At 37.3% G+C, this 25,486-nt stretch carries 13 protein-coding genes; 9 read left to right on the top strand and 4 right to left on the bottom strand.

Translation table 11 applies throughout. The annotated features are described in order from the left end of the window. Positions 1-299: 299 nt before the first annotated feature. Positions 300-512 (bottom strand): 50S ribosomal protein L31, encoded by a 213-nt coding sequence (rpmE, locus tag KO505_RS02995; protein ID WP_216053965.1) that lies wholly within the window; start codon positions 510-512, stop codon positions 300-302. A 139-nt stretch (positions 513-651) separates the two neighbouring features. Next, a complete protein-coding gene (locus KO505_RS02990) occupies positions 652-981 on the bottom strand; it encodes a hypothetical protein (protein ID WP_216053964.1) in 330 nt (109 codons plus the stop codon). Positions 982-1,102: 121 nt separating this feature from the next. On the opposite strand from KO505_RS02990, the gene priA reads away from it, so the two are divergent. Both priA and KO505_RS02980 read left to right on the top strand, forming a co-directional pair. After that, positions 1,103-3,325 (top strand): primosomal protein N', encoded by a 2,223-nt coding sequence (gene priA, locus KO505_RS02985; protein ID WP_216053963.1) that lies wholly within the window; start codon positions 1,103-1,105, stop codon positions 3,323-3,325. Positions 3,326-3,356: 31 nt separating this feature from the next. Further along, positions 3,357-3,890 carry an SPOR domain-containing protein gene (locus KO505_RS02980; protein ID WP_216053962.1) on the top strand — a complete coding sequence of 178 codons (534 nt, stop codon included), beginning with the start codon at positions 3,357-3,359 and terminating at the stop codon, positions 3,888-3,890. Positions 3,891-3,930: 40 nt separating this feature from the next. On the opposite strand, the gene KO505_RS02975 is transcribed toward KO505_RS02980, so the two are convergent. Then, complete coding sequence (locus tag KO505_RS02975) at positions 3,931-5,520, bottom strand: methyl-accepting chemotaxis protein (RefSeq protein WP_216053961.1); 1,590 nt, start codon at positions 5,518-5,520, stop codon at positions 3,931-3,933. Positions 5,521-5,741: 221 nt separating this feature from the next. On the opposite strand from KO505_RS02975, the gene hslV reads away from it, so the two are divergent. Together hslV and hslU are read left to right on the top strand one after the other, a co-directional pair. Beyond that, positions 5,742-6,260, top strand: coding sequence for an ATP-dependent protease subunit HslV (gene hslV, locus KO505_RS02970; protein WP_216053960.1), 519 nt, complete (start codon positions 5,742-5,744; stop codon positions 6,258-6,260). Between the two features lie 20 nt (positions 6,261-6,280). After that, a complete protein-coding gene (hslU, locus tag KO505_RS02965) occupies positions 6,281-7,615 on the top strand; it encodes an ATP-dependent protease ATPase subunit HslU (protein WP_216053959.1) in 1,335 nt (444 codons plus the stop codon). A 90-nt stretch (positions 7,616-7,705) separates the two neighbouring features. On the opposite strand, the gene KO505_RS02960 is transcribed toward hslU, so the two are convergent. Next, positions 7,706-9,592: a methyl-accepting chemotaxis protein gene (locus KO505_RS02960; RefSeq protein WP_216053958.1), complete on the bottom strand. Its 1,887-nt coding sequence runs from the start codon at positions 9,590-9,592 to the stop codon at positions 7,706-7,708. Positions 9,593-9,901: 309 nt separating this feature from the next. Between KO505_RS02960 and KO505_RS02955 the strand changes: the two genes are divergently transcribed. The 5 genes from KO505_RS02955 to KO505_RS02935 are packed head-to-tail and all read left to right on the top strand — an operon-like array spanning position 9,902 to position 25,484. Next, complete coding sequence (locus KO505_RS02955) at positions 9,902-10,741, top strand: MBL fold metallo-hydrolase (protein ID WP_216053957.1); 840 nt, start codon at positions 9,902-9,904, stop codon at positions 10,739-10,741. Positions 10,742-10,786: 45 nt separating this feature from the next. Further along, a complete protein-coding gene (locus KO505_RS02950) occupies positions 10,787-12,100 on the top strand; it encodes a surface lipoprotein assembly modifier (protein WP_216053956.1) in 1,314 nt (437 codons plus the stop codon). An 8-nt stretch (positions 12,101-12,108) separates the two neighbouring features. Beyond that, positions 12,109-13,539 (top strand): FecR domain-containing protein, encoded by a 1,431-nt coding sequence (locus KO505_RS02945; protein WP_216053955.1) that lies wholly within the window; start codon positions 12,109-12,111, stop codon positions 13,537-13,539. A gap of 8 nt (positions 13,540-13,547) precedes the next feature. Continuing rightward, on the top strand, positions 13,548-24,656 hold the full coding sequence (locus KO505_RS02940; RefSeq protein ID WP_216053954.1) for a tandem-95 repeat protein: 11,109 nt from the start codon (positions 13,548-13,550) through the stop codon (positions 24,654-24,656). Beyond that, the gene (locus tag KO505_RS02935) at positions 24,657-25,484 is read left to right on the top strand and encodes an MBL fold metallo-hydrolase (protein ID WP_216053953.1); all 828 of its coding nucleotides are present in this window, start codon (positions 24,657-24,659) and stop codon (positions 25,482-25,484) included. Positions 25,485-25,486 lie beyond the last annotated feature (2 nt).

The following is a 25,486-nucleotide window of genomic DNA, read 5'->3' as shown; positions in this document are numbered from 1 at the left end:
TGCGTGTAATAAGTTATAAGGTTTGATGCTGTTCATACCAGTAAGATGTAATTTAACAACATTTAGACTCAAAGAACAAAAAGTTGAAAATATCACCCAAATGATAGATGAAAACATTTAAGGTGTATTTCTTAAGCAATTGACAAAGATCAAAGCAGATTCGACCTGTTGAATACACTTTATAAAGAGACGAGTAAATTGATGCGTTGATTACTTACAACAAAATTAAAAATAAATTGTTTTTATTACAGGCATAAAAAAAGCACCCTAAGGTGCTTTTTTTGCGTATTAAGCAATTATTACTTTTTGCCCAACATGCCAAAACGATTTTTGAACTTGTCAACACGGCCACCAGTAGTAGCTTGTTTTTGTTGACCAGTATAGAAAGGGTGACAAGCAGAACATACGTCTAAGTGTAAGTCTTTACATACTGTTGAACGAGTTACGAATTTGTTACCACATGAACAAGATACGTTAATTTCTTCATACTGTGGGTGGATGTCTTTTTGCATGGGATTACCTCATTAGGCCGTATCGCCATCCGGTCATTGCCGAATACCATACGAAGTTTAAATAAATTTAGGGCGCGAATTATAATCGGTATCGACTAAAGATCAAGCAATAACAGTATTAATTCAAAAGATAATTTAATTATCGACGAACTTGCCTATGTTTTTCTCTCGCTTGGATAATTTTTTCAACTTGATTGGGGTTTAAATAAATACTACTGCCAGGGTAAGGCTGACCATATTGGTAATTCCAACTGGCTGGTTGAAACTCAGCTACTAAGCGATTTACTCGGTTGCATAATTTAACTTTTGGGCGAAAACCAAGTCGACTTTCGTATTGTTTTAAGTAATCATTGTCTACTTGCTCAAACGCCAGAATACAATATCCTTCGGTAGAATAGGTTCTTGCTTCTTTTGCAAATATGTTAATATTAACGCTTAACATTAAGCTGAAAAATATAATCTTATACATTTTGGGTAAACACAATTTCATCTGTTTTTACTAGTTTTAATATTAATAGTTACTTAAGCCTTAACAAAAGTAAGTGATTGCTTTCATTTTGTCAACTTATCCATATGGGTCACAGAGTTTAATGTCATTATTTAATCATCAAGTTCTGCAAGTAGCCTTACCGCTACCATTAAGAAAACTCTTCGATTATCTATATATAGCACCAACTGACATTATAGATATCACCAATAAACCTCAACAAGGTCAAAGAGTTATCGTTCCTTTTGGGCGTCAAACTCTGGTTGGGACCGTGATAAACATTACCGATAAATCGGAATATCCAATAGAAAAACTGAAACCAATTATTGCGTTAATAGAAAATGAGACAAGTTTCACTTCAGAACAATTAAATCTATTACTTTGGGCGGCAGAATATTACAAACATCCAATTGGTGAAGTATTTTCAGCGGCGTTACCCGGTGTTTTGCGTGAAAATAAAACCATTGGTCAACTTGCACCGCAAAGATTGACACTCAGTCAAATACACAATGTAGATGAAAAAATACCTAAAAATGCCAAGCAATTACATAAGTTATTATCACTATTATCGGAGCAGTCTTATACCCGCTCTGAATTAACCAACAAAGACATGAAATCTACCTCAATAAAACGTTTTGTTGATGAAGGCTGGGCAAATTGGAAAACCTCGTCCATTTATATTAAACCTGTAACGGCGGACGATATTACCGGGCAACTTTCACTTAATACCGAACAAGCAATTGCGGTTTCCGCGATTAACAGTTCAAGCAATAATAACAACCTACCCAGATGCTTTTTACTCGATGGTGTCACTGGCAGTGGAAAAACTGAAGTTTATTTACAAGCCATCGAACATACCCTATTAAAGCAGCAACAGGTGCTTGTTTGTGTGCCAGAAATTGGGTTAACACCACAGACCATTAGTCGCTTTAAACAAAGATTTAACCTAGATGTCGAACTTTGGCATTCTGGTATGACGGATAAACAAAGATTTAATACTTGGTATAAGGCACGCAGTGGCCAAGCAAAAATAGTCATCGCCACTCGTTCTGGGGTATTTTTACCGTTTGCCAGTTTGGGCATGATAGTTATAGATGAAGAACATGATGCATCATTTAAGCAACAGGAAGGCTTTAAATACCATTGCCGTTCATTAGCCCTTTATCGTGCTAAAGTGGCAAATATCCCGGTTATATTAGGCTCTGCAACCCCCAGTTTGGAAACGTTACAGAATGCATTAGTGGGTAAATTTCATCACTTAGAGTTAAAAAGTCGAGCAGCTGGTAGCCAACTGCCAGCAATGAAATTATTAGACCTAAATCAATGCCGTGTTGACTCTGGTATAGGTGAACCTTTACTTGAAAAAGTAAAGTCCTGCTTAGCTGCGGGTCAACAAGTTATGTTGTTTATCAATCGCAGAGGGTTTGCTCCCGTTCTTATGTGTGAAGAGTGCCGTTGGTTAACAGAATGCAGCCGATGTAGTAGCTATACTACATTTCATAAAAGTAAAAATCAGCTCATCTGTCACCATTGTGGTGATCAACAACCAACTATTCATCAGTGTAAAGGTTGTGGCTCGACTCGTTTATCCACAGTCGGTGTTGGTACCGAACAGCTTCATTTAGCTTTGCAAGACGCAATACCTGATTATCCAGTGATTAGATTAGACAGAGATAGCACAAGCAAAAAGGGCGAGTTTGAAGCAATACTCGAACAAATCAATCAAGGGAACCCTTCCATTGTTGTAGGTACTCAAATGGTTGCTAAAGGGCATCATTTTCCAAATGTTAGCTTAGTAGGTGTTGTTGATGTTGATGGCTCCTTGTTTAGTAGCGACTTTAGAGCTCCAGAAAAACTAGCCCAATTAATTGTTCAAGTCAGTGGGCGAGCCGGTAGAGGAAGTATAAAAGGTGAAGTATGGTTACAAACTAAATTTCCAGAACATCCGGTGATCCAAGATCTCATCAATAATAAATATTCAGATTTTGCTAGCTTTGCATTAACTGAGCGTGAAATGTTAAATCTTCCTCCATACTCACATCAAGCTTTGATAAGAGCTGAGGCGACTAATGAAAACTACGCGAGTCAATGGCTACAGTCTATCAGTCCTCACCTTAGTCAGTTTGCTGATTTATTAGTATTAGGACCAAGCCCAGCCCCTATGATGAAAAAAGCTGGGAAATACCGTCATATGCTGACTATTCAATGCAAATCTAGACCTTATCTACATAAAGTCGTCGATTGGTTAATTGAAAACTTGGATAGTGTGCAAAAGGATAATAGAATCCGCTGGTCAATTGACATCGATCCCTTGGATTTGAGTTAACGTATAAACAATTAAGGTTCTCTACCCCAATATGAAAAATAAAGATTATGTAAGTCAAAATAAAAATAAGAAACAACCAAGACGAACAACCAAAACCAAAGAGAAAAAACCATTCCCTGTGCTAAAGCTTGCGATTATTGTGTTAGCGGCTTCTGGTTTTGGTTATTTTTTATCCCAATTAAGTGACCAACCCACTATTGATACGGTTGACCAAAAACAACCAATTGAAAAGAAAAGCAAACAATCGGTGCCACCACCACCTGATGACGAAGAGTGGCAATTTATTGAAGAGCTAGAAAATAAACAAGTAAAAGTCAGCACTGAAGAATTAGAAGCAAAGGGTCCCTTTATTGTACGTTGTACTACGGTACGTTCAAGAGATAGAGCTGAAGCCCTTAAAGCTAAAATTGCTTTTGCTGGTTTCGAGTCTGAAGTTAAAGAGTATCAAGGCACATCAGGGATTTGGTACCGAGTAGATCTTGGGCCATATGAGAAAAAAAGAACGGCTGAAAAGACACGCCACGAATTAAAACGTAATAATATTCACGGTTGTGTGTTTAGATAGATTGAGTTAGGTCAAAACAGTTTAAAACTAACTATTCTTGTTACGTTTTAAACTGTTTTAACAATTGATTTAGTCCTGTTACCAATTGCCCCAGTGAGTTTGACGCTTGTCTGGTTTCGTCACTGGTTTGTCTAACTTGTTCAACAGAGCCACTAATATCATCTATATCGGCACGGATCTGAGAGACATCACTTTGACTGGCTTTGCCAAAGTCGGCTAATTGATTATTTTCATCACTTAACCTAATCACGGTAGATTTAATTTCATTTAACGATTGAACCGTAACTTCTGCCGCATTTACCGCTTCGTTCGCTTTACTCTTATTCGTTTCCATTGACTCTACCGTTAACGAAATTGCACTAACAATTTCAGCTAAAATAGAATTAATTTCATAAGTAGACGCATGAGTGCGGGAAGCCAACGTTCGAACTTCACCGGCAACAACAGCAAAGCCCCTGCCCGTTTCACCAGCTCTCGCGGCTTCTATCGCCGCATTAAGTGCTAATAAATTCGTTTGTTCAGCGATCTCTGCAATCGTTTTAACCACAGAACTAACTTTATCCCCTGAGTGTTTCAAACTTAATAACATGTCTGAGGAAATATCGATATCGGTAGAAAGCTCGGCAATAATGTCAGCGGTTTGCTGAATGTCTGATGACCCTTGCTCCACTTGCTCTGCCCCTAAACGTGCTTGTTCAGACGCAGACAGCGAACGATTAGCACCATCACCAATGCTATGTTCCAATTGAGACAGGCTATTAAGCATAGTTACCATAGTGGCTGATAACTTTCTTATTTGCTCGTCTGACAAACCTGCACTGTGATTTAAGAGCTCAATTGATTGGTATAACACGTCGGCAGAATTGCTAATCTCACCATTTACTTTACGAAATGCTCTTAATAATTGGTTAACACTATTCGCTGTGATATTGATCTCATCGCCACTATTTATGCTGACGTCTTTACTTAAATCATGAGCATCAACAATATAATCAAGTTGAGATGACAAGGATTTCACAGGTTTTACAATTGTATTTTTAGCCAATAACAGTGCCAGTAATGTAATCACAAAGATAATTATGATGCTCAAAACTAACCAAGTCAGCATATTGTCGATATTGACAGTGACATGATTCACTTTTTCATTTGCCTGGTTAGACACTGACGATTCTGCTTGATTTAATATTGATTCAACTTTTAAAGACTGAGTTTGTAACTTTGTTAACAAATCTCTGGCCACATCCCAATCAACAGAATCAGCCGTCATTTGATTTTTAAGCTCTGTGAGAAGTGCAGATAATTCCGTTAATTTGATATTAGGTTTATTTAGATGTTGGCTTACTTTTGGTAAAGCCGCAGCCAAGCGTTTCAATTCGCTATCGACCTCTGAACTAAACTCATCCGCCGTTAAGGTGTAACCATATAAACCATATGCCGCGATTGATAATTTACTCAAACTCGAAATGGCCTGATTAGCAGACTGTAAGGTAGGTAACGTATCAGTAACAAATTGATCGCTAATGGATTTAATAGTGATTAATTTCGAAAACAAGGTACTCGTGGTTAAACCTAAAACAATTAAAATTGATAAATAACCAACAACCACTTTTTTACTAATTGAATTTAACAAAGGCAACCCTTTTGTATTAACGTGTTTAACTTACGCTTATGAAGAACGAATATAACGAAAAGAACTTTCATAACACCTATATTTAATATCGGCATACTGTCACTTTTATTGAATTAAAACCGACCATATTAATTAATAATACATAACTATTAAAAACTCGGGCTTGAATTCATAGAAAAAAACATTACATAGACGTTAATCTAGGTTTTTAGGAGTGGACAATGACCACTATAGTCTCAGTTCGTCGTGGTAACAATGTTGTATTAGGTGGAGATGGTCAAGTATCACTTGGCAACACAGTAATGAAAGGCAATGCCGTAAAAGTTAGACGTTTATATCGCAACAAAGTGATTGCTGGTTTTGCCGGTGGAACCGCCGACGCTTTTACTTTATTTGAAAAATTTGAAGCTAAATTAGAGATGCACCAGGGTCATTTAACCAAAGCTGCGGTTGAATTAGCAAAAGATTGGCGTACCGACAAAATGTTAAGAAAGCTAGAAGCATTATTAGCCGTAGCAGATGAAACCGCTTCGCTCATTATTTCTGGTAATGGTGATGTAATACAGCCAGAAAACGATTTAATCGCCATTGGTTCTGGTGGACCTTATGCCCAAGCTTCCGCTACCGCTTTGTTAGAAAACACAGAATTATCAGCCCGAGACATTGTAGAAAAAAGTTTAAACATTGCAGGCAATATTTGTGTTTACACTAATACCAATTTAACCATCGAAGAATTATAGAATTTTTAAAAGGTAATCAAATGTCAGCAATGACCCCAAGAGAAATTGTTCACGAATTAGATCAGCATATCATTGGTCAAAATGATGCCAAACGAGCCGTCGCAATCGCCCTTAGAAATAGATGGCGTCGTATGCAACTTGAAGCTGAATTACGTGCTGAAGTCACACCAAAAAACATCTTAATGATTGGCCCAACAGGTGTGGGCAAAACCGAAATAGCTCGCAGATTGGCTAAATTGGCCAATGCCCCTTTTATCAAAGTAGAAGCCACCAAATTTACCGAAGTAGGTTATGTTGGTAAAGAAGTTGAGTCCATCATCAGGGATTTAACTGAGATATCCATTAAGATAACCCGCGAAGCGGCAATGGAAAAGAACAAACACCGAGCTGAAGAAGCTGCTGAAGAGCGTATATTAGATGCTTTATTACCTAAACCTAGAGACACCTATGGCCAAGTAATTGAGTCTGATGAACCTGAAAGCAATACCCGTCAAGTATTACGTAAACGTTTACGTCAAGGGGAGTTAGACGACAAAGAAGTTGAAATTGACGTTGCACAAAAAGAAATTGGTGTTGAAATCATGGCACCTCCTGGCATGGAAGAAATGACATCACAACTACAAGGTATGTTCCAAAACTTATCTGGTGATAAAACCAAACCTCGTAAATTAAAAGTCAAAGTTGCACTTAAAATGCTAATCGATGAAGAGTCAGCAAAATTAGTCAACAATGATGACTTAAAAGAAAAAGCGTTAGAAGCCGTTGAACAAAATGGTATCGTTTTTATCGATGAAATTGATAAAATTTGTAAACGTGAAGGTGCCAATAGCGCAGATGTTTCTCGTGAAGGTGTACAACGTGATTTATTGCCGTTAGTTGAAGGCAGTACGGTATCAACTAAATACGGTATGGTAAAAACGGATCATATGTTATTCATCGCATCTGGTGCATTCCAAATGAGCAAACCATCAGACTTAATTCCTGAGTTACAAGGCCGCCTACCTATTCGTGTTGAATTGAGTGCATTAACGCCAGAAGACTTTGAACGAATTCTAACTGAACCTAATGCATCGTTAACGGAACAATACATTGCTTTATTAGCAACAGAAGGTTTAGCTATTGAGTTCACAGAAGATGGAATTAAAGAGATTGCTCAGGTAGCTTTTAAAGTAAACGAACGTAATGAAAACATTGGAGCCAGACGTTTACACACCGTTTTAGAACGACTAATGGAAGAGATTTCATTCACAGCTTCAGAAAGCAGTGGCAACTCAGTCATCATTGATCAGAGCTTTGTGAAAGCAAACCTGGATGAAATTGCCGAAGATGAAGACTTGAGTAAATTTATTCTTTAACGATAGGTTTGTACAAACCTATTGATTAATAAATAAAAAAGCCCGTTTATGACTTACCATAAACGGGCTTTTTTATGTAACAACCTACTCTTAACTAGCTGTTTTATAACGTTCTATCTCTTGATGTAAAATAGCCGCTTGTTTCGCTATGTCTCTGCTAGCATCGGCATTGATTGCAGCACGTTCTTGTGAGTCACTCGCAATATCACGAATTTTAATAACATGTTTACTCATTTCTGTCGCTACCATATCTTGCTCTTGTAGTGATGCTGAAATTTGGCTATTCATGCCAACCACTTCATCTACATGGCTTGCAATCCGGCCTAACGACTCACCCGCACTTTGTGCTTGTTCAGAACATTCAATACCATTTTTATAACATTGATTAACCACATCAACGATAGTTTGAGTACTTGATTGCAATGAGGAAATAATCGTTTCAATCTCACTAGTAGATTCTTGAGTTCGCATAGCTAAACTTCGTACTTCATCTGCAACCACCGCAAAACCTCGACCTTGCTCTCCAGCACGAGCTGCCTCAATCGCAGCATTTAGCGCTAACAAATTAGTTTGTTCAGCAATTCCGCGAATCGCATCAGATACGGTTCCAATTAATTGGCTGTCTTTTTCTAATTTCTCTATTTGAGTTAAAGCATTTTTTAACTGATTAGCTAACTCACTAATATTGGCAACGGTTTGCCCAACCTCTTTAGCACCAGCCTGAGCCATCTCACCCGTTTTATTCGCAGTCGCTGTGGCAAGTTGTGTATTCTGACTAATATCCGCAACCGTTGCTTGCATCTCTGCACCAGAGGTAGCAACCATATCACTCTCACTAAACTGCAACTCCATACCCTCTAGCGTATTTTGTGTGTTGGAGGCTAATTCATCAGTAGAATTATCTAAGGTGTTAAGTGCCGTATTAACGTTCATTATTAAGTTTCTGAAATCGGCAACTAATGAGTTCACATCGGTGGATAACTCAACAAGCTCATCTTTACCTTTTGATTTAACTAACCAAGTTAAATCATTGTTTCTACGTATATGTGAAATTGCATTTCTGACCGCTAAAATTGGCATTAATATGCTACGACTCGTTGTGTAGACAATGAATAAAGTGAAAATCATGGCAACAATGAAAACGATTGTGGCATTACGAATGGTTGAATCCACTCTTTCTGCTAACTCAACTTCCAAACTATTGATTATTGAGTCTAATGAAGATTCCGTTTGATGAATGGTTGCCCTTAACTTACCTAATGCGCCTGACTTAGCGTCCAGTCCAATATCGGTTTCAGCTTTAGCAAGCTGCTTAAACTTGGACTCGTAAATTGCTAAGTAACTCTGAATATTACTCAATTCACTCGCTGGCATAGACTCCAGGATTAGTTGTTGCCTAAATGTTTGCATTCCAGCATCAAACTTATCTAGGTATTTTACATCTCTACGCAACATAAAATCTTTTTCTGCGCGTCTCAATTGCAACATGTAAGTTAATAATTTGTAAGAATTACTATTTTTTAACTCTTCTTCTGCTTCATGCACCGAACTTCTTAACTCACCATAAAGTCCCGTGGTCGGAGTTAAACCAATTTGTACTTGCAGTGCACTAACCGTATCAAATTGAATGGCATAATCTTTAACTGCCTTAGCGAAGTTGCTTAACTCTGGAACTTCAAAATTCAACTCATCCGCTATCAGTTGTAAATCCATCGTGTTTTTTTGCAGTTTTTTTACCGTACTTTGAAATTCTTTTACGTACTTCATGTCTTTTCGGGCTAAAAAGTCTTTTTCATGTTTTCGTAACGTCAGCACCTGCGCTTCCAACTTTTCAACTTTAGCTAAGGATAAACCGAGTGTATTTAGGACATTTGAGTTCACTAACATCATGCCAAATAAAATTGATAGAGCAATTGCTACAACAATAGCATTAGCAAACAAACGATTTTTGATCGTCAAATTTGTTAAAATTTTCATTTTTTATCCTACTTAATTAAAAGGAAAACTCACTTTCCACTGCAATATACACGACGGTAAAGATGTATATAGTTATCGGCCACCAAGTTAGATTTGTGACTCTTTTTTTTTATCTTGTTAATTTACATAAAGTTATAGATACCTATCACTAAGCGTAATAGAAAATTTAGTATTTACAAAAAATGATCCTAGCAAAACCAAATAAATTGGACCTTGCATATTTTGTTCTTGCTTATTTTTACTGATAAATTGTAAATTTTGCTTATTTAACGTATAAAACTGGATGATAAATAATCAACGTTGTTCATCATGAAAGTAACCTTTTACGGAGTCAGAGGCTCCATCCCCACACCCGGACCTGATACTGCAAGATACGGGGGTAATACGCCTTGTGTTGTATTACAAAGCGATGGTGGTCAAAAGCTAATTTTAGATGCTGGCACAGGTTTACGACTTGCCAGTAAAGAATTTGAAAACTATAACGACACCATCCACATCTTATTAAGCCATCACCATTGGGACCATTTACAGGGATTTCCTTTTTTCACGCCTATTTTTAAAAAAGGAGTAAACATAACGATTTACCCTGGAAGTACGACTCTAAATCATGATACTGCGATTTTAGATCAGATGAGTAAAAGTTATTTCCCAGTAAAATTTCATCAGCTTCCGTCGACCATTACATTAAAGAAAACCAACTTTTCTGTCGATGAAGGTATTGAGGTAGGTGACTTTATAATTCAAGCTATGGATATGAATCACCCTGATGGTGGCTCAGCTTATCGGATAAAGTGTGATAATCAAATCTTAGTTTATGCGACAGATCATGAACTTGTAGCCCCAGAGAGTCATCATTTTCGCACTGTACAACAATGGGCCGGGTTTTGCGCTAACGCCGACTTATTAATACATGATGCCCAATATTTAGATCATGAAATGACACAAAAATTCGGTTGGGGACATTCCTCTATATCAGAGACATTAAATTTAGCCCATAATGCAAATGTTAAAATGTTATCTTTGTTTAGTCATGACCCTTTAAGAACAGACGAAGAAATTGATGATTTAACTGCTAAAATATTAAAAACAAACCCTGACTTCAGTTTCTTTTTTGCTAAAGAAGGTCAAAGTTTAATTTTAAGAGAATAATGCCCTTTTATATACCAAGCGTACGCCAAAGGAACTAAAACAAAAATGAGCCGGATTTTCACATTTTTAATAAGTTTGTTATTGATACTAAGTTTTACAACTTATGCCAAGGTTATGCCCTATCCAGACGTTATAAAACAGCTTAATGTCTTATTAACCAACAAACAGTATGCACAAGCGTTCCAATTGTCGGATGAATATACCTTTGAATATGGTGGCTTGCCTGAGTTCGACTTATTAAGTGGTTTTTCAGCTTACGGACATAAACAATACCAAGAGGCCGTATTTGCATTTGAACGAGTAGTAATCGAAGTCCCTAACTCTTATTTAGCACGATTTTATCTAGCTCAAACCTACCAAAAGTTAGATAACCTACAAGCGGCTGTGGCTGAATTAAACCGTTTACTTAAAAGACCCCTATTAGATAATCAGCGCGACAGTGCAACAAAATTATTAAATCGAATTAATAAAACCATTCTTAATAAAAATAAAACGTGGGGCCATTTTATATCTGGCATGATGGCATTTGACGATAACATTAATAGCGGCACTGCAGAAGAGCAGATATTCATTCCCAATTTAGGCGAAATTCAATTATTTGATAACTCTAGACAGACGCGCGACCTAACATATTCGTTTAATTACAAAGCAAACTATCAACACCCTATTAGCCAAAACCAATGGTTAAAAGTCAACATTGGTGCAAATTACGTAGATTATTTAGAGTTTAATGAATACCAAAGACACATGGTTAATTTTGACTTAGCTTATGCACAAAAATCTAAAGTGGGCACATTATCAGTATCCGGCTTTGCTCGTCCTTTATGGTTAAATGGTACACATTACCGAACCGAAGCTGGTGCAAGCTCTAATTGGCAAAGTGAGTTATCTAAAAGTAGTGGCATCATGTCTAGCCTCAGTTATTCAGTAATCAGCAACGAATTAAATTCTGAACTAGACTTATCTCGTACCAAGTTATCCGTTTCATACCTTTTAAAATCAAGCCAAGTTCACACGATAATGGCTCATTGGCAACAGGATGTTAGTGATGATTCGCGTTATGTGTTTAATGATAAAGATGTAATTGGCGCAATGTACCAATTAACTTGGCCAATTACAGATTCCGTCATTAGTAATAATTCGTTTATGGTTGAACAGCACACCTATAAAGGCGTTCATCCGTTATTTTTGCAAGAGCGTGATGAAACAATGTCGATGTTTTCATCTCAGTTAATGTTTAATTCCACAGATAGATTGAACTTAAAACTGCATTTAAATGTGCAGAATAAAAGCAGTAACATAAAATTATATAGTTATGACCGAGTTGAACTTGGTGCCAGTTGGCAATATGAGCTGTAGGGAAGTTTATGAATATTTATAAGATAGTACTAGTCGTCAGCCTTGTCACTGCAAACAGTGTTAATGCACAAACAACCGCAGGAAAAACACTTATTTCTAAAGGTAAAGTAAGTGCCATCGCCAATGATAAAACCAGGGCGCTTAAACGACGTTCCATCATTTATGACAACGATGTGGTTACCACAGGTAAAAAAAGTAAAGCCCAACTTCGTATGGCTGATGGAGGCATGATTGCCCTCAAAGAAAGTACGGAACTACTCATTTCCGATTACCGTTTTTCTGATGAAAATGGCAGAGGTTCTGTGGTTATGGAGCTAGTAAAAGGTGGATTGCGTTCAGTCACAGGTGCTATAAAAGCTGAAAACGGCGATTACAACTTAAAAACACCTACAGGCAGTATCGGTATCCGAGGAACCCATTACGAAATTGAATTAATTGAAGGTGATATGTTTCTTGCAGTTTGGGACGGTGCTATAGATGTCACAGTTGAAACTGGCGGAAGTGAAAGCACAGTATCTTTTGGTGATGGTGAAGATTATTCATTTGGCGTTGTGAGTGAAGAAGGTGAAGTGACTCAGTTATTAGAAGCACCTGAAAACTTTAATGAAGGACATAGTACAGACGATAGTGAAGAGGAAGATGAAGAGTCTGAATCAAATAATTCTGAATCAACCGACGATGAAGGTGATTCGGAAGACGGAGAAAGCTCGGATGAAAATAACGATGAAGGCAATGAAGAAAATTCAGATGAGAGTAACGATGAAGCGACTGATGAAAATGAAGAAGGCTCCTCTGAATCTGATGAAAATAGCCAAATTGCATCAGAAACTGATTCGTCTGACACCTCAGATTCAGAAGAGAATGATGATTCAGAAGGGTCTTTGATTGCCGTAGATACAAGTGACAATAGTACTCTTGAAGAACCTGAAAATGTAGCAGAAGATGTAGCTATATCTGAACAAACGGAGCTCGTAACCAGCACCATATCTGAAGAGTTCCAACAAATTGAAGATAACGCTCCAACAACGGTAGAAGATGACTTTAATTCAATTGATACCTCAACAACTGAGGAATTATTATCACAACGCAGTGGCAGCTTTAATTACAACAATGTAGAAAGTTTCTCAGTGACGTCTAGCGCCGGTGCAATTTCAAATTTCAATATGAATATGAACATTAACTTTGATAATGGCACAATCCCTACTGGTCAAATATCTTTTGATGATGCAGGTGGAGAATGGTTTGCGGCCTTCAGTGGGATTATTTCAGTTGATCAATTAAATTTAGATATAAGTTTCGCTTCACATGGTAATAACCTCGCTGATGGGGATATTAACGCATCGTTTTTTGACGGTTTAAACTCTGTTGTTGGAGAGTTTGATTTCCATGAAATACATAATCCCAATAATAAAGTGAATGGCAGCTTCTTGCTTAAGTAGTAAATATTATGAAATTAGCCACATATCAAATTAGTAAAATAAACAGAACGTTAATTTTGTTTATGAGCATATTACTTACTGCGGCCTGTGGTAAGTTCAATTCAGATGGTGAGCAATCAACGTCTGATACAGATAAAACCTCTGACAACGTCATAGATGCATCCAAAGCTACATTAGTACAACAAAAGGTTGCTCACAAAGTAGCTGGGGTTGTATACCAAACTAATTCCGTTGCTACAGCGAGTGTTTTTAATGCTACGGGCGGATTTAACTACCCTTCAGCAGCGACTGAATTCTCAGGCAACATATCGGTTTCTCTAGATGTCGCCGATGAACAAGGAATCAAACAAGTATTGATTGGCTTTGTTGGCTCTGATATGACATTACCAATTTGTGAGATCGATTGTGGAACGGAATTTTCTGCATTTGTAAACGGCATTAATCCTAAGTTGTTTGCCTTGTCTAGTGGTGAACAAACAATAACACTATGGGTTGAAGATAATGACGGCAACTTATCCCAAGTAAATAATCTAAATATCAATTGGCGTGAATTAGTTATAACAGGTGTTTCAGCAACGTTAAACCCAGACAGTGAGGAGTTATCCATTAGCTGGAGTCCGTTAACAACGGCTTTACGTTATAATGTTTACGTTAGTAATGACGTGGCTCTAACCGGTCAAAATTATATTGATCTGACCGGTGGCGAAGCGAAATTAGCATTAACGGAAACCTCTACTGTTTTTACACAAAAAACAGTTACTGCTGACTATTACATATTAGTTACGGGAATTGATGGTAGTGGAGAAAGTGCATTTAGCGACAAACTAATTTTAATTAATGGCAACAAATCGGTTGTGCCTATTGCCGCCGCAGATACGTTTTCGACTGATGAAGACCAAATCTTAAGCAATAACTTATTACTTAATGACAGCGCTGAAGGCGATATTATTGTTGCGGTTACCACCCCCGTAACTTTGCCAACAAATGGTACGGTTATCATTACTGAAAATGGCGATTTTACTTACACGCCAAATGAAAACTTTAATGGAACTGATCAATTTAGTTACAGCATCATAAACTCTCATGGCTTAACCAGTAGCAACAACGTCACTATTACAATAAACGCAGTAAATGACTTACCTTCAGCAATCAATGACACTTTTGTGATTGAAGCCGACACATTAACAATCACTTCGCCAGGTGTGTTAATCAACGATACGGATATAGATAATGATCCGCTAACCGTTATAACCGAGTTACTACAACAACCTAAATTTGGTGAAGTGACCATCAACGCTGATGGCAGCTTTGAGTATAAAAAAGGAGTTAACTTTACCACTTATGATAACTTTACATACTCTATTACCGATGGTTCTGATTCCTCACAATCTGCAACGGTAACCATAACAAGCCCAGAATTTAATGGGTATCCACCGGTAACAATAAACGATTCGTATGAAACTAATGAAGATGCACAACTAATTGTATCTGAAGATAAAGGCATTTTAATCAACGACTTTGATGAAGATAATGCAACGGACGAATTAACGTTAAGTGTAACAACAGAACCCAATAATGGCGCTTTAGTCATTGCCGACGACGGCAGTTTCACTTACCAACCCAATTCAAATTATTTTGGTAACGACCAGTTTAGCTATAGCCTGACCGATGATAACAACAATACCGCAACCGCGATTGTTACCATAAATGTAATCGCTCAAAACGATGCTCCTACGCCATTAAACGATAGTTATATAGTCCAAGCGAATAGCCCAAATGATTTGCCGCCCTTTTTTGGAATTTTAGCCAATGATAAGGATGTAGATAATGATGAGATTTCTGTAGTACTTGACTCAGTTTCTGAGCCAACGTCAGGCTCTTTAGTCGTATTAGAAGACGGTAGTTTTAGTTATACCCCCAATTCAGAGTTTATCGGAACGGATAGTTTTACTTATAAAATTACAGACGGTAAGTTAAATAGTGTTGATGCCACTGTACAACTATTTGTCAGTGAAGTTATCGCAACGACCGATGATCTAAGTCCAATTACGATCAGTATTTCTGAACTCACGAATGGATTTGATACTCTTTATGAAATCAATGACATTAACGCAGAACACGGCGAAATAACGATTGATGGTGATACCATCACCTATACTCCTACAAAAGGTTTCGGTGGCTTTGACACAATAACTATTGTGTATTTAATCGATGGAGAAGAATATACGGTTTCATTTTATCTTCAGGTTAATTTAACTAATGTTGCACCGACTATCACGTCTTTAGCGCCTATAACAGCGAAGCATAATACACTCTATTCATACACCCCAACCGCATCCGATCCTAACAACACTCAATCAGAGTTAACATGGACGCTAACCAATGCGCCTGTTGGAATGAGTATATCTGAGGTTGGTAAAATAACTTGGATACCGACAACCGATATTTCTACCTCCGGATTAATTACGTTAAGCGTTTCTGATCTTGACTCGACAACCGATCAACAATTTGAAATAACGGTTAGCGCACAAGACACAGATAACGACGGTCAACCAAATGAAGTTGACACTGACGACGATAACGACGGTATCTTAGATAACATTGACAGCCATCCGTTAGTTGCTGAATTTACAGACGGCGACACACATTTAGGCTTTTCCAATAAAGGCATGATATCTAATGGAATGTTAGATAATGTTCAATCGTTAGCTATTCATCCTAATGGTCGTTATGCATATATAGGCTCAAATAACGGTCTTATGATTGCCGACTTAAATGACGATGGTTCAGTAACGGGTACTTTTAACCAACTCACAACAACCCAACTAGGTAACCGTAATTCGACTCAAGGGAATTATATAAAATTTGCTGATGACGGTAATTTATACTGGGCATCAATCATTGAATTAAATGGTGAAGCAACCTTTGGCATAAGAGTCTTTAATGTTGACCCTATTACGGGGGAAGCAAAATTATCTCAAACTATGCCGCTTATGTTAAAAGCGGATGCGGCTGCTGAATCGAATCAGCCTGAAATATTTGAGTTTTCACCTAACGGTCAATTCTTATATACAACGGTTCATTATAGTTCTGCTGGAAACTACTTATTAATTTACAAAATTGATCAAACCAATGGTCACTTAAGTTATGCCGGAGAATTTGATTTAAACTCATTTGGGTATCCAGATTACGAGCATAACTTTGCAATTTCTTCAGACAGCAAATTTATTTATTACGCCTATGAAGACTCTAAAATTGCAATATTAAAAACGGATACCAACACCGGTTTAGTCGTTTCTACAACAGTTCAATCTTTAGCGGATAGTATTCCTTACAGCATCGCAATCAAAGCATCGTCATCTAACAAAATGTACGTCGCCCATCTCGGTGTGCTCAAAGTCATGTCTATTAATGGGAGTGATGGCCGGTTATCTGAGCATCAATCAATAAATTATGGCTCTGATATGACCAATGCTTATGTCATGTCCATCAATGATGATGAGTCTAAGTTAATAGTTATTGATGAAGATGAAAGTCGTAAGTATCAATTAAGCCAATTTTCTTTGGGTAACAATATAGAGCTGATTGGACAAACCACTATAGACAGCATTACCTTGGATGTTCGTTTTAATCCACAAAACAATTACATTTATTGGAGCAACTGGTCAAAAGAATCAATACTTTACAGTACATCGTTGCCTTTAATTACAAATGAATTTAACCAAAATGAATTCGGCAATCAAGGAGCTAGGATTTCATCAAACAGCGTTTCATCTCAATTTAGCTTGCTTGGTTTAAACGATGGTTCAAATTACAAAAGAATCAGAGATAACGGACACGGTTACTTAGAGCACACTGAATTGTGGCCAGAAGATACCGAACAATTAACATCTTATTTCCGTGGCTCAATATTAGTTGATGAACATACGGCAATGTTGTTCGGTGACAAAATGTACAATACCGAAGGGGGTTATACCGGAACCCATTATGCGGGTACAGAAGTGTTGGTCAATAAATTATTAGATGACGACACTGTAGAGTCAACACGTTATACACTAGGAACTGGCTCAACCACCTATCGAGTAATTTATGTTAAAAGCCTTAATAATAATAAAATATTATCTTTTGAGATTAGCGATAACCATTCAAATGACTCAAGTTTAGGTGGGTCTCCTTACGGCTTAACTATATACAATATCGAAGATGATTATAGCTTAACTGTCTATGCCGCTATTCCAGCTTACGGGTTTCTAGATATTCGTAATATGGATGCACGATTAGACGATGATACGCTGGCATTAGGTACAAGTGTGTACCAAATTACTAACGGTATTGGCGATTATATTCGCAGTACGGACAGCAGTTTTTACAATTCTGATAATTTTTGGTCAGAGACAATTGGTGTCACTTTGTTTAATGATTCAAAAACCGTTAAATCATTTATATCCCCTTCAATAACGCCAGAATTCTCGATTAACGCTGGTGAACATGAGTCATTTTTAAAAATTGATGATAAACGTTTTGCTCTAGTTTCAATCGCGGAAGCCGGTTTTGTTTCAATTGAAGTTTATCAAGTGACTAACGTAGGTGACTTTATCCCTTTAGCTCACTCCAAGTTACCATTACAGACACAAAGCAGAGCTGAAATTAAACTCAATTACGACTTTTCTAGTTATACCTTATGGTTGACGGTCGGAGGTGGTTATGATGAAACTTTCAAATTAACCTTTGGACCTGTCATTGACTCTGACAATGATGGTTACTTTGATAACAATGATGTTTTCCCTACCGATCCATCAGAGTGGAGTGATTACGATCGTGATGGTGTTGGTGACAATAGCGACGATGACTTAGACAATGATGGTATACACAACGATTCAGATGCATTTCCATACGATTATACTGAATCCGCCGATACGGACTCTGATGGCGTTGGTGATAACAAAGATGCTTTCCCTAATGACAATACAGAACAACAAGATAGCGATTTAGATGGTATAGGGGATAACTCTGATGCGTTCCCGTTTGATGCGTCAGAAAGTGAAGACTCTGATTCAGACGGCGTTGGTGATAATACCGATTTATTTCCTAACGATAGTTCTGAGCACTCAGATAGCGATTTAGATGGTGTTGGTGACAACAGTGATGCGTATCCGTTTGATAATACACAAAGCACGTTCGTAGAGTTAAACTCTTACGTAGAAGTGAGTGATTTCAGTATTAGTTCGGCCTATACGCAAAGCACATCGAGTTGGTTCGCTCAGTCTGAATATTATACCGCCGGAGGGTCTGCATTAAGATCTGGTGCAATATCTAAAGACCAGTTTTCAATATTAAAAACAACTATTGATGCTGGTTCTGAAGGGGCGTCCTTGTCTTTTGATTGGAAAGTTTCCACCCAAGAATACAACGCCCAACTGGCTTTATATGTAGATGCACAACATTGGAATGCCATTACCGGTGAACATGATTGGCATAATCAAACCATTGAGTTGTCGCCTGGTACCCATGAAATTGAATGGCATTATATTAAATATGACAGCGTAGACTCCAACTACGATGACGCTGGATTTATAGACAATGTTGTTTTGTCTGAAAATCAAAAGTTGGCCAATATTAATTGGGATGATCCTGATTTAGGCCAATGTATTATGAACAACCATAGTTTTACAAATGCTGATGTTAACGATGTTCATTATATTTCGTGTTCTGGTACATTTGAAACCTTAACTGACCTTGTTAGGTTCCCAAATCTTAACCAAGTCAATTTTACTGAAACAACGGTTAACGATTGGACCGCTCTAATTGCGTTAGATTTGTTTAATTTTAGCTTGCATGGTAATACTAATTTTGACGACTTTAGCTTATTACAAAATCACAGTAATCTATCAACACTCACCTTATACGGAGTCAATCTTGCCTCTTGGGACTTCTTATATGACTTTGATTTAAGTTACCTAAATTTAGATGACAGTAACTTTACTGATTTAAATTTAGTCACGCATATGTCCAAATTGGACAGTCTCCTGTTAACCAACAATAACATTAGTGACTGGTTAGTTTTAAGCCAACTTGATTTACAATATTTATCTGTTTCTAACACTGATTTTAGTGATGTAAGTTTACTTTCACAAATGACTAACTTAACAGGGTTAAATGTTAATTATGTAAACTTAGACCCGACTAATTGGGCGTTAATCACCAACCTTGAAACTTTATGGTCATTACAAGCGAGTGGAAGCAATATTTCATCGTTAGAAGGGTTAACTAATCTAAGCTCTTTAGCATTAGATCACACTTACGTTTATGACTTTACTCCACTTAAAAATTTACAATTAGGCTATTTTACGGCCAACAACACCACTTTTGATGACTTTGATAACTTAGCTGGTAGTCAAAATACCTTACATCAATTGAACATCAGCTATACCAATATAACTGAGCTTACACCGATATATTCATTTACAAATTTAAGTTATTTACACGCCAACGTTCCTACTTTTGGAACTATTGAAAATGGAATATTGTTTGATTTGTACAACAATGGCATGACCATCTATGAAGCGCCGGATAACAACGCAAACGGTATTTTTGACTTTTTGGAAGATATAGACGGCGATGGTGAATTCAACGACATTGATTCTGATGATGATGGCGATGGCGTATTAGATATAAATGATGCCTATCCAAATGAAGTTGATGTTCATGAATTAATTGATTTAGCAGACGCTGTTGAATACTCTGAAAGCATAGTTACATCAGGATTTACCGATGGCTTTGCCCGTTGGTTTGAACAAAATGATAATTTCACGACTGGTAGTTCAGCACTTCAATCCGGTTCAGTCAGAAATAATAACCGCTCTATTTTAACAACTGATATTGATGCTGGGGATGATGGCGCTACGCTTTCATTTGACTGGAAAATAAACTCTGACAATAGCAATGGCTCACTGCAACTATATGTGGATGGAAGTCAGGTGGCGCAAATAAACGGAAATAAACTTTGGCAACAAATGTCATATTTATTGTCAGCGGGGTCACATTTTATTGAATGGCATTTTCAAAATTGGCAAGGCGAAAATAATTCAGGTTTTATTGATAATATTAGTGTTGATCAACTTATAATTAATGATAGTCCTCAAATCACTAGTTCTGCGCCAACTAATGCCACTGAGGATATTTTATATACCTACATCCCCACCGTTGTTGATTTAGACGATGTTAATAATGGCTCAGATTTAATCTGGACTTTAACCGATGAACCCGCGGGCATGGTTATATCTTCTACTGGCGAAGTTACTTGGACGCCACTCGAAGGCGTTTATACTTCAGGCTTAGTCACCCTGACAGTTTCGGATGGAGGTGAAGATAATTCTATACCTTATTCAGAAACTTTTACTGTAACAGTGACTAGCGTGAACGATGCTCCTGAATTCACGAGCTCAAATAACATTACGTTAGATGAAAATAGTAAATCAGGCTCATTAGTTTATTCACCTGTCATAATCGATCCAGATACAGGCCAGAGCCATACATTCAGTTTATTTGATTCAAGTGGTGCATTCACAATAGACACACAAAATGGATTAGTTTTTGTAGCAAATGAAAGCCTGTTAAATTTTGAAACAACACCAAACTTTACCTTTGACATCGTAGTAACTGATGAGGATGGACTTTGGGATACTCACTCAATATCTCTTACTTTAAATGACATAAATGACAGCCCATCGATTTCAAGTTCCGCACCAGCCAGTGCAACCGAAGACCTAATTTATACTTATACACCCACAGTAATTGATGAAGACGATGCCAACAACGGCTCTGATTTAATTTGGAGTTTAGTAAACGCCCCTGCGGGTATGACGATTTCAGCGACAGGTGAAGTGACATGGACACCGCTTGAAGGGGTATTAACTTCCGATACCGTTTCTATTGTTGTAACCGATGGTGGTGAAGATGGTGCTACTGCATTTACTGAGAACTTCATCGTGAGTGTTACCGCTGTAAATGATGCGCCTCAGTTTACTAGTGCTTCTAATATTACATTAAATGAAAACACACCTTTTGGTGTCAGTGTATATACGCCGACTGTGGTTGATCCTGACTCTGGTGCAACCCATACATTTAGTTTAAATGATCCAAGTGGGGCTTTTGATATAAATTCAACCACCGGTGAAGTAACGGTTTATGATCCTTATTTATTAAATTTTGAAACAACACCAAGCTTTAACTTTACCATTACCGTCACTGACGATACGTCACTGACAAGTTCTCTGGCTGTGGCTGTTGCAATAAATAACATTATTGAAAATTCAGAATATGTTTTAGACACGACTTTTGCAGACAATGGTATATCTCAATTTAATACTTACGCCGACACTGAGTACGACGATTATTTAGTGGATGCAACAATGGATGCTGCTCATAATCGTTTTGTGTTGGCTTATACGGCGAATCCTAACGGTACTGATTATGTATATACCATTGCAAAACTGTATTCAGACGGCAGCATAAATCCTGATTTTGGTAACAATGGGCGTAAACACCTTAACTTTGAATATTTGAATGATCCTAATGTTGATATGTTTGATGACAGCGGTTCATTAGATAAATTTAAACCAACTAAATTAATCATTGATGAAGTAAGTGGCAATAATTATATCTATGTACTTGGTTATCAATATAACGGTGCCGGTGAAGAAAGCCCATTTTTATTACGCTTAAACTCAGATGGTTCGATAGACAACACATTTGATTATGATGGTAAGTTTGTACATACAGGCCTTTCTACAAATGACCATTCTGAAGCGGTCGACCTAGTGCTACACACCAATGGAATGTTGTATTTAGCGAGTTCAAGCCGTTCCACTAGTTCTACTACCAAATCTTTTAAACTAGACGAAATTGATCCAGATGGCATTTTATCTACACAAACATATACATATAACCTAGAAGGATTGTCAACCAATGATGAAACTATCATAGGCTTGGTACAGAATACGGCCGGTAATCTAGTCGCTTTAGGTTCTGTAGAGGTTCTATTAGACACTCAGCTATTCGCAGCTGAAATTGAAATAGCCAACTTATCCAATGTACTTAATACTTTTGTGTCAAGTATTGGCGGAATTAGCGCAATAAATAAACTTAATACGTATCAAAAACTTGATAGCGACAATGTAATTTTAGGTGGGTCGAGTGCGAACCTAAATATTTCTGAACAAGAACAGTTAATTGCCAAGTTGAATATTTCTACACTTTTATTGGATACCTCGTTTGGTGGCGTAGATGGTCATTATATTGGTGTTGGTACAGCTTTAGTTGATGATGAAGAAGTTATTAGTCTAGGAATCGATTCTGCCGGCAATATAACTTACATTACAAAGTCCAACCCAATTAGCGGCGCTGTCAATTTAATTCCTTACCAGCTTAGTGCTAACGGTACTTTAAGTTCACTTGGTATTATTTTAGATACAGAAGATCTCATAGATAAAGACCTCTCTAATACATCAGGTTTAGGGATTAATTCTGACGATGATATCCACGCGGTTGTACTGTTTGATTCAGATGACACGGATAACTACATTAATATATTTAGCTCAGTCGAAACTCAAAATATGAATTTGGCCACTAGCCCTGAAGTTTATAACACTGAGTTAGAAATCTATTATCAGCAATTCCACCCTGACTTTATGGTAGAGCAAATTGAAGCAATTGATGAGCGAATTATGTTCGAATTTCAACCAACAGAGAGTCAATATTTCTTCGGCAATCTGGTTCATTCTTCAGGAAGAGTTATTACCTCAACAGCACGTGATAACACTAACTACGGAATAATAGGTCAAACCATTACGTCTCACGACTTAAATAACGGACAACAAAGTCCCGTTATAATACATTCTGATGCTGACTCATCGAGCTATATATCTGTGTTAGGCACAGGTTTAGTCGAAATCAATGAAACCGATGCAAACGGTGATAATTATGTTATTTCAGCTGAAATAGTTAATGAGGATGTTAATAATTCTCATCTAAAATTACAAAAAATAGATGCACACGGTTATATAATTACGGAATATCCAAACATAGTTATGCCAGTAGTTACGCTAGTAAGTAGTATTGCTTATAATAGCTCGTTGAATACAATCGCACTGTTTGGTCAATCCGGAAGTGAAGTAGCAATAAATCATATAGTCCTTGTAGATTTAGCAGACAACGCGCCTGAAAATGTTGTTATCAACGAAATAGACTTATCAGGTTTAGTTGGTTTAAGTAGCAACGATAATTATTTAACTGCAGGTATATTACAAGACGATGGCTCTGTTATTGCCCTTGGCACAGGTGAATTAGCCTCCACTCAAGATAGAGTAACTTTTTTATTAAGAGTTAAAGCAGATGGTAGTATTGATAGTACTTTTGACGATTTAGCATCTGATGATGCAAACGATGATATTTTATCTGTCGAAATTTCGGCTATAGGCCAAGTAACCTCTGGCAAATTAGTGCAATTATCAGACTCTTCAGTAATATATTCTGCGATAGATTATGAACAGTCTTTCTTGATAAAGTTAACTGATGCAGATCTTTCTAACGGGGTAGATGCCCAAAAATACGCTGTCGATACAAGTTTTGGCACCTCCCTTGGCGCAAGTGGAATTATTACCGTCGATATGTCGGGTTTAGCTACTTTCTCGTCACCACCCCAAGTAGAGATACGAGATTTAAAAGTTAACTCAAATGATGAAATTATCGCTGTCGGCAATGCATATTTTGATTACGAACCGACTGGTTTTATTGCTAAATTGAATGGTCTAAATGGTGCACCCCATGATACTTTTGGGGCTAATTCATTACCTGGTTATTTAGTACCAAATGGTAGAATCCAATGTTCATATTTAGATTCTATGATGAATGGTCCACCTCCTGGAACGACTGAAAGTAAGCTGTGTGACATCGTGGGTTATGATAATATTTCACTTACAAACGACGGCTCAATAATTATTAATGCAATATTAGAAGATTCTCTAGAAAATTCAGTAAACAGTGTTATTTTGAAATTCATAGAGCAATTCGATGATACGGCAAATCCATACTCAATCTACGTCGGATCTCCACCATAAATGAAAGTTACTTTTTACGGCACACGCGGTTCTTGCCCTACTCCAGGCCCTTTAACATTAAAATACGGTGGTAATACCGCTTGTGTTTTAATTGAATCTGAAGGTGGTCAAAAACTAATACTAGATGCAGGCACAGGTATTCGTGTTATAGGTGATGAATTTGTGAAACATCGAGAAGATGTCTACATATTATTGTCCCATAATCATTACGACCATATACAAGGTTTTCCTTTTTTTAAGCCTATTTATCAAAAAAATCGTAATATATATATTTATCCAAGTGAGACAACCCCTAATCAGCCAAGAGCCATTGTTGAGCAGATTAATGGCAGTTTCTTTCCATTAGATGAGGATGAGTTATTAGCCAACTTGAACTTTAAACAGCCTAATTGGGATATACAGCCAGTTACAATTAATGGCTTTCGAGTATATAGACGAACGATTAACCATCCAAATGGTGGTTCTGCGTATATAATTGAGAGTGCTGGTAAAAAGGTTGCTTATGTCACAGATAATGAATTGGCACCACCAACTGCGCCTAAGACCAGTTCTTATGAGTGGAAAGAGTTTTTATTAGGGGTTGATTTAGTAATCCATGATGGTCAATACACTGACTCAGATATGCCTCTTAAACATGGTTGGGGTCATTCACTCATAGTTGAAGCCGTTGATTTAGCTAAGTGTAGCCATATAAAACAATTAGCTATTTACAGTCATGATCCAGACAGAACTGACGATGACATTGATAAGTGGCAACAAAAAATTAATGAAATGCAATTAGACTGCAATATATTTTTTGCGAAAGAACAACAGATTATTCAACTTTAAGC

This window comes from Psychrosphaera sp. F3M07 (assembly GCF_018860345.1).
GTDB classification, from domain to species: domain Bacteria; phylum Pseudomonadota; class Gammaproteobacteria; order Enterobacterales; family Alteromonadaceae; genus Psychrosphaera; species Psychrosphaera aquimarina.
Note: the sequence above shows the minus strand (reverse complement) of the source record. Positions and strands in the feature narration are given on the sequence as shown.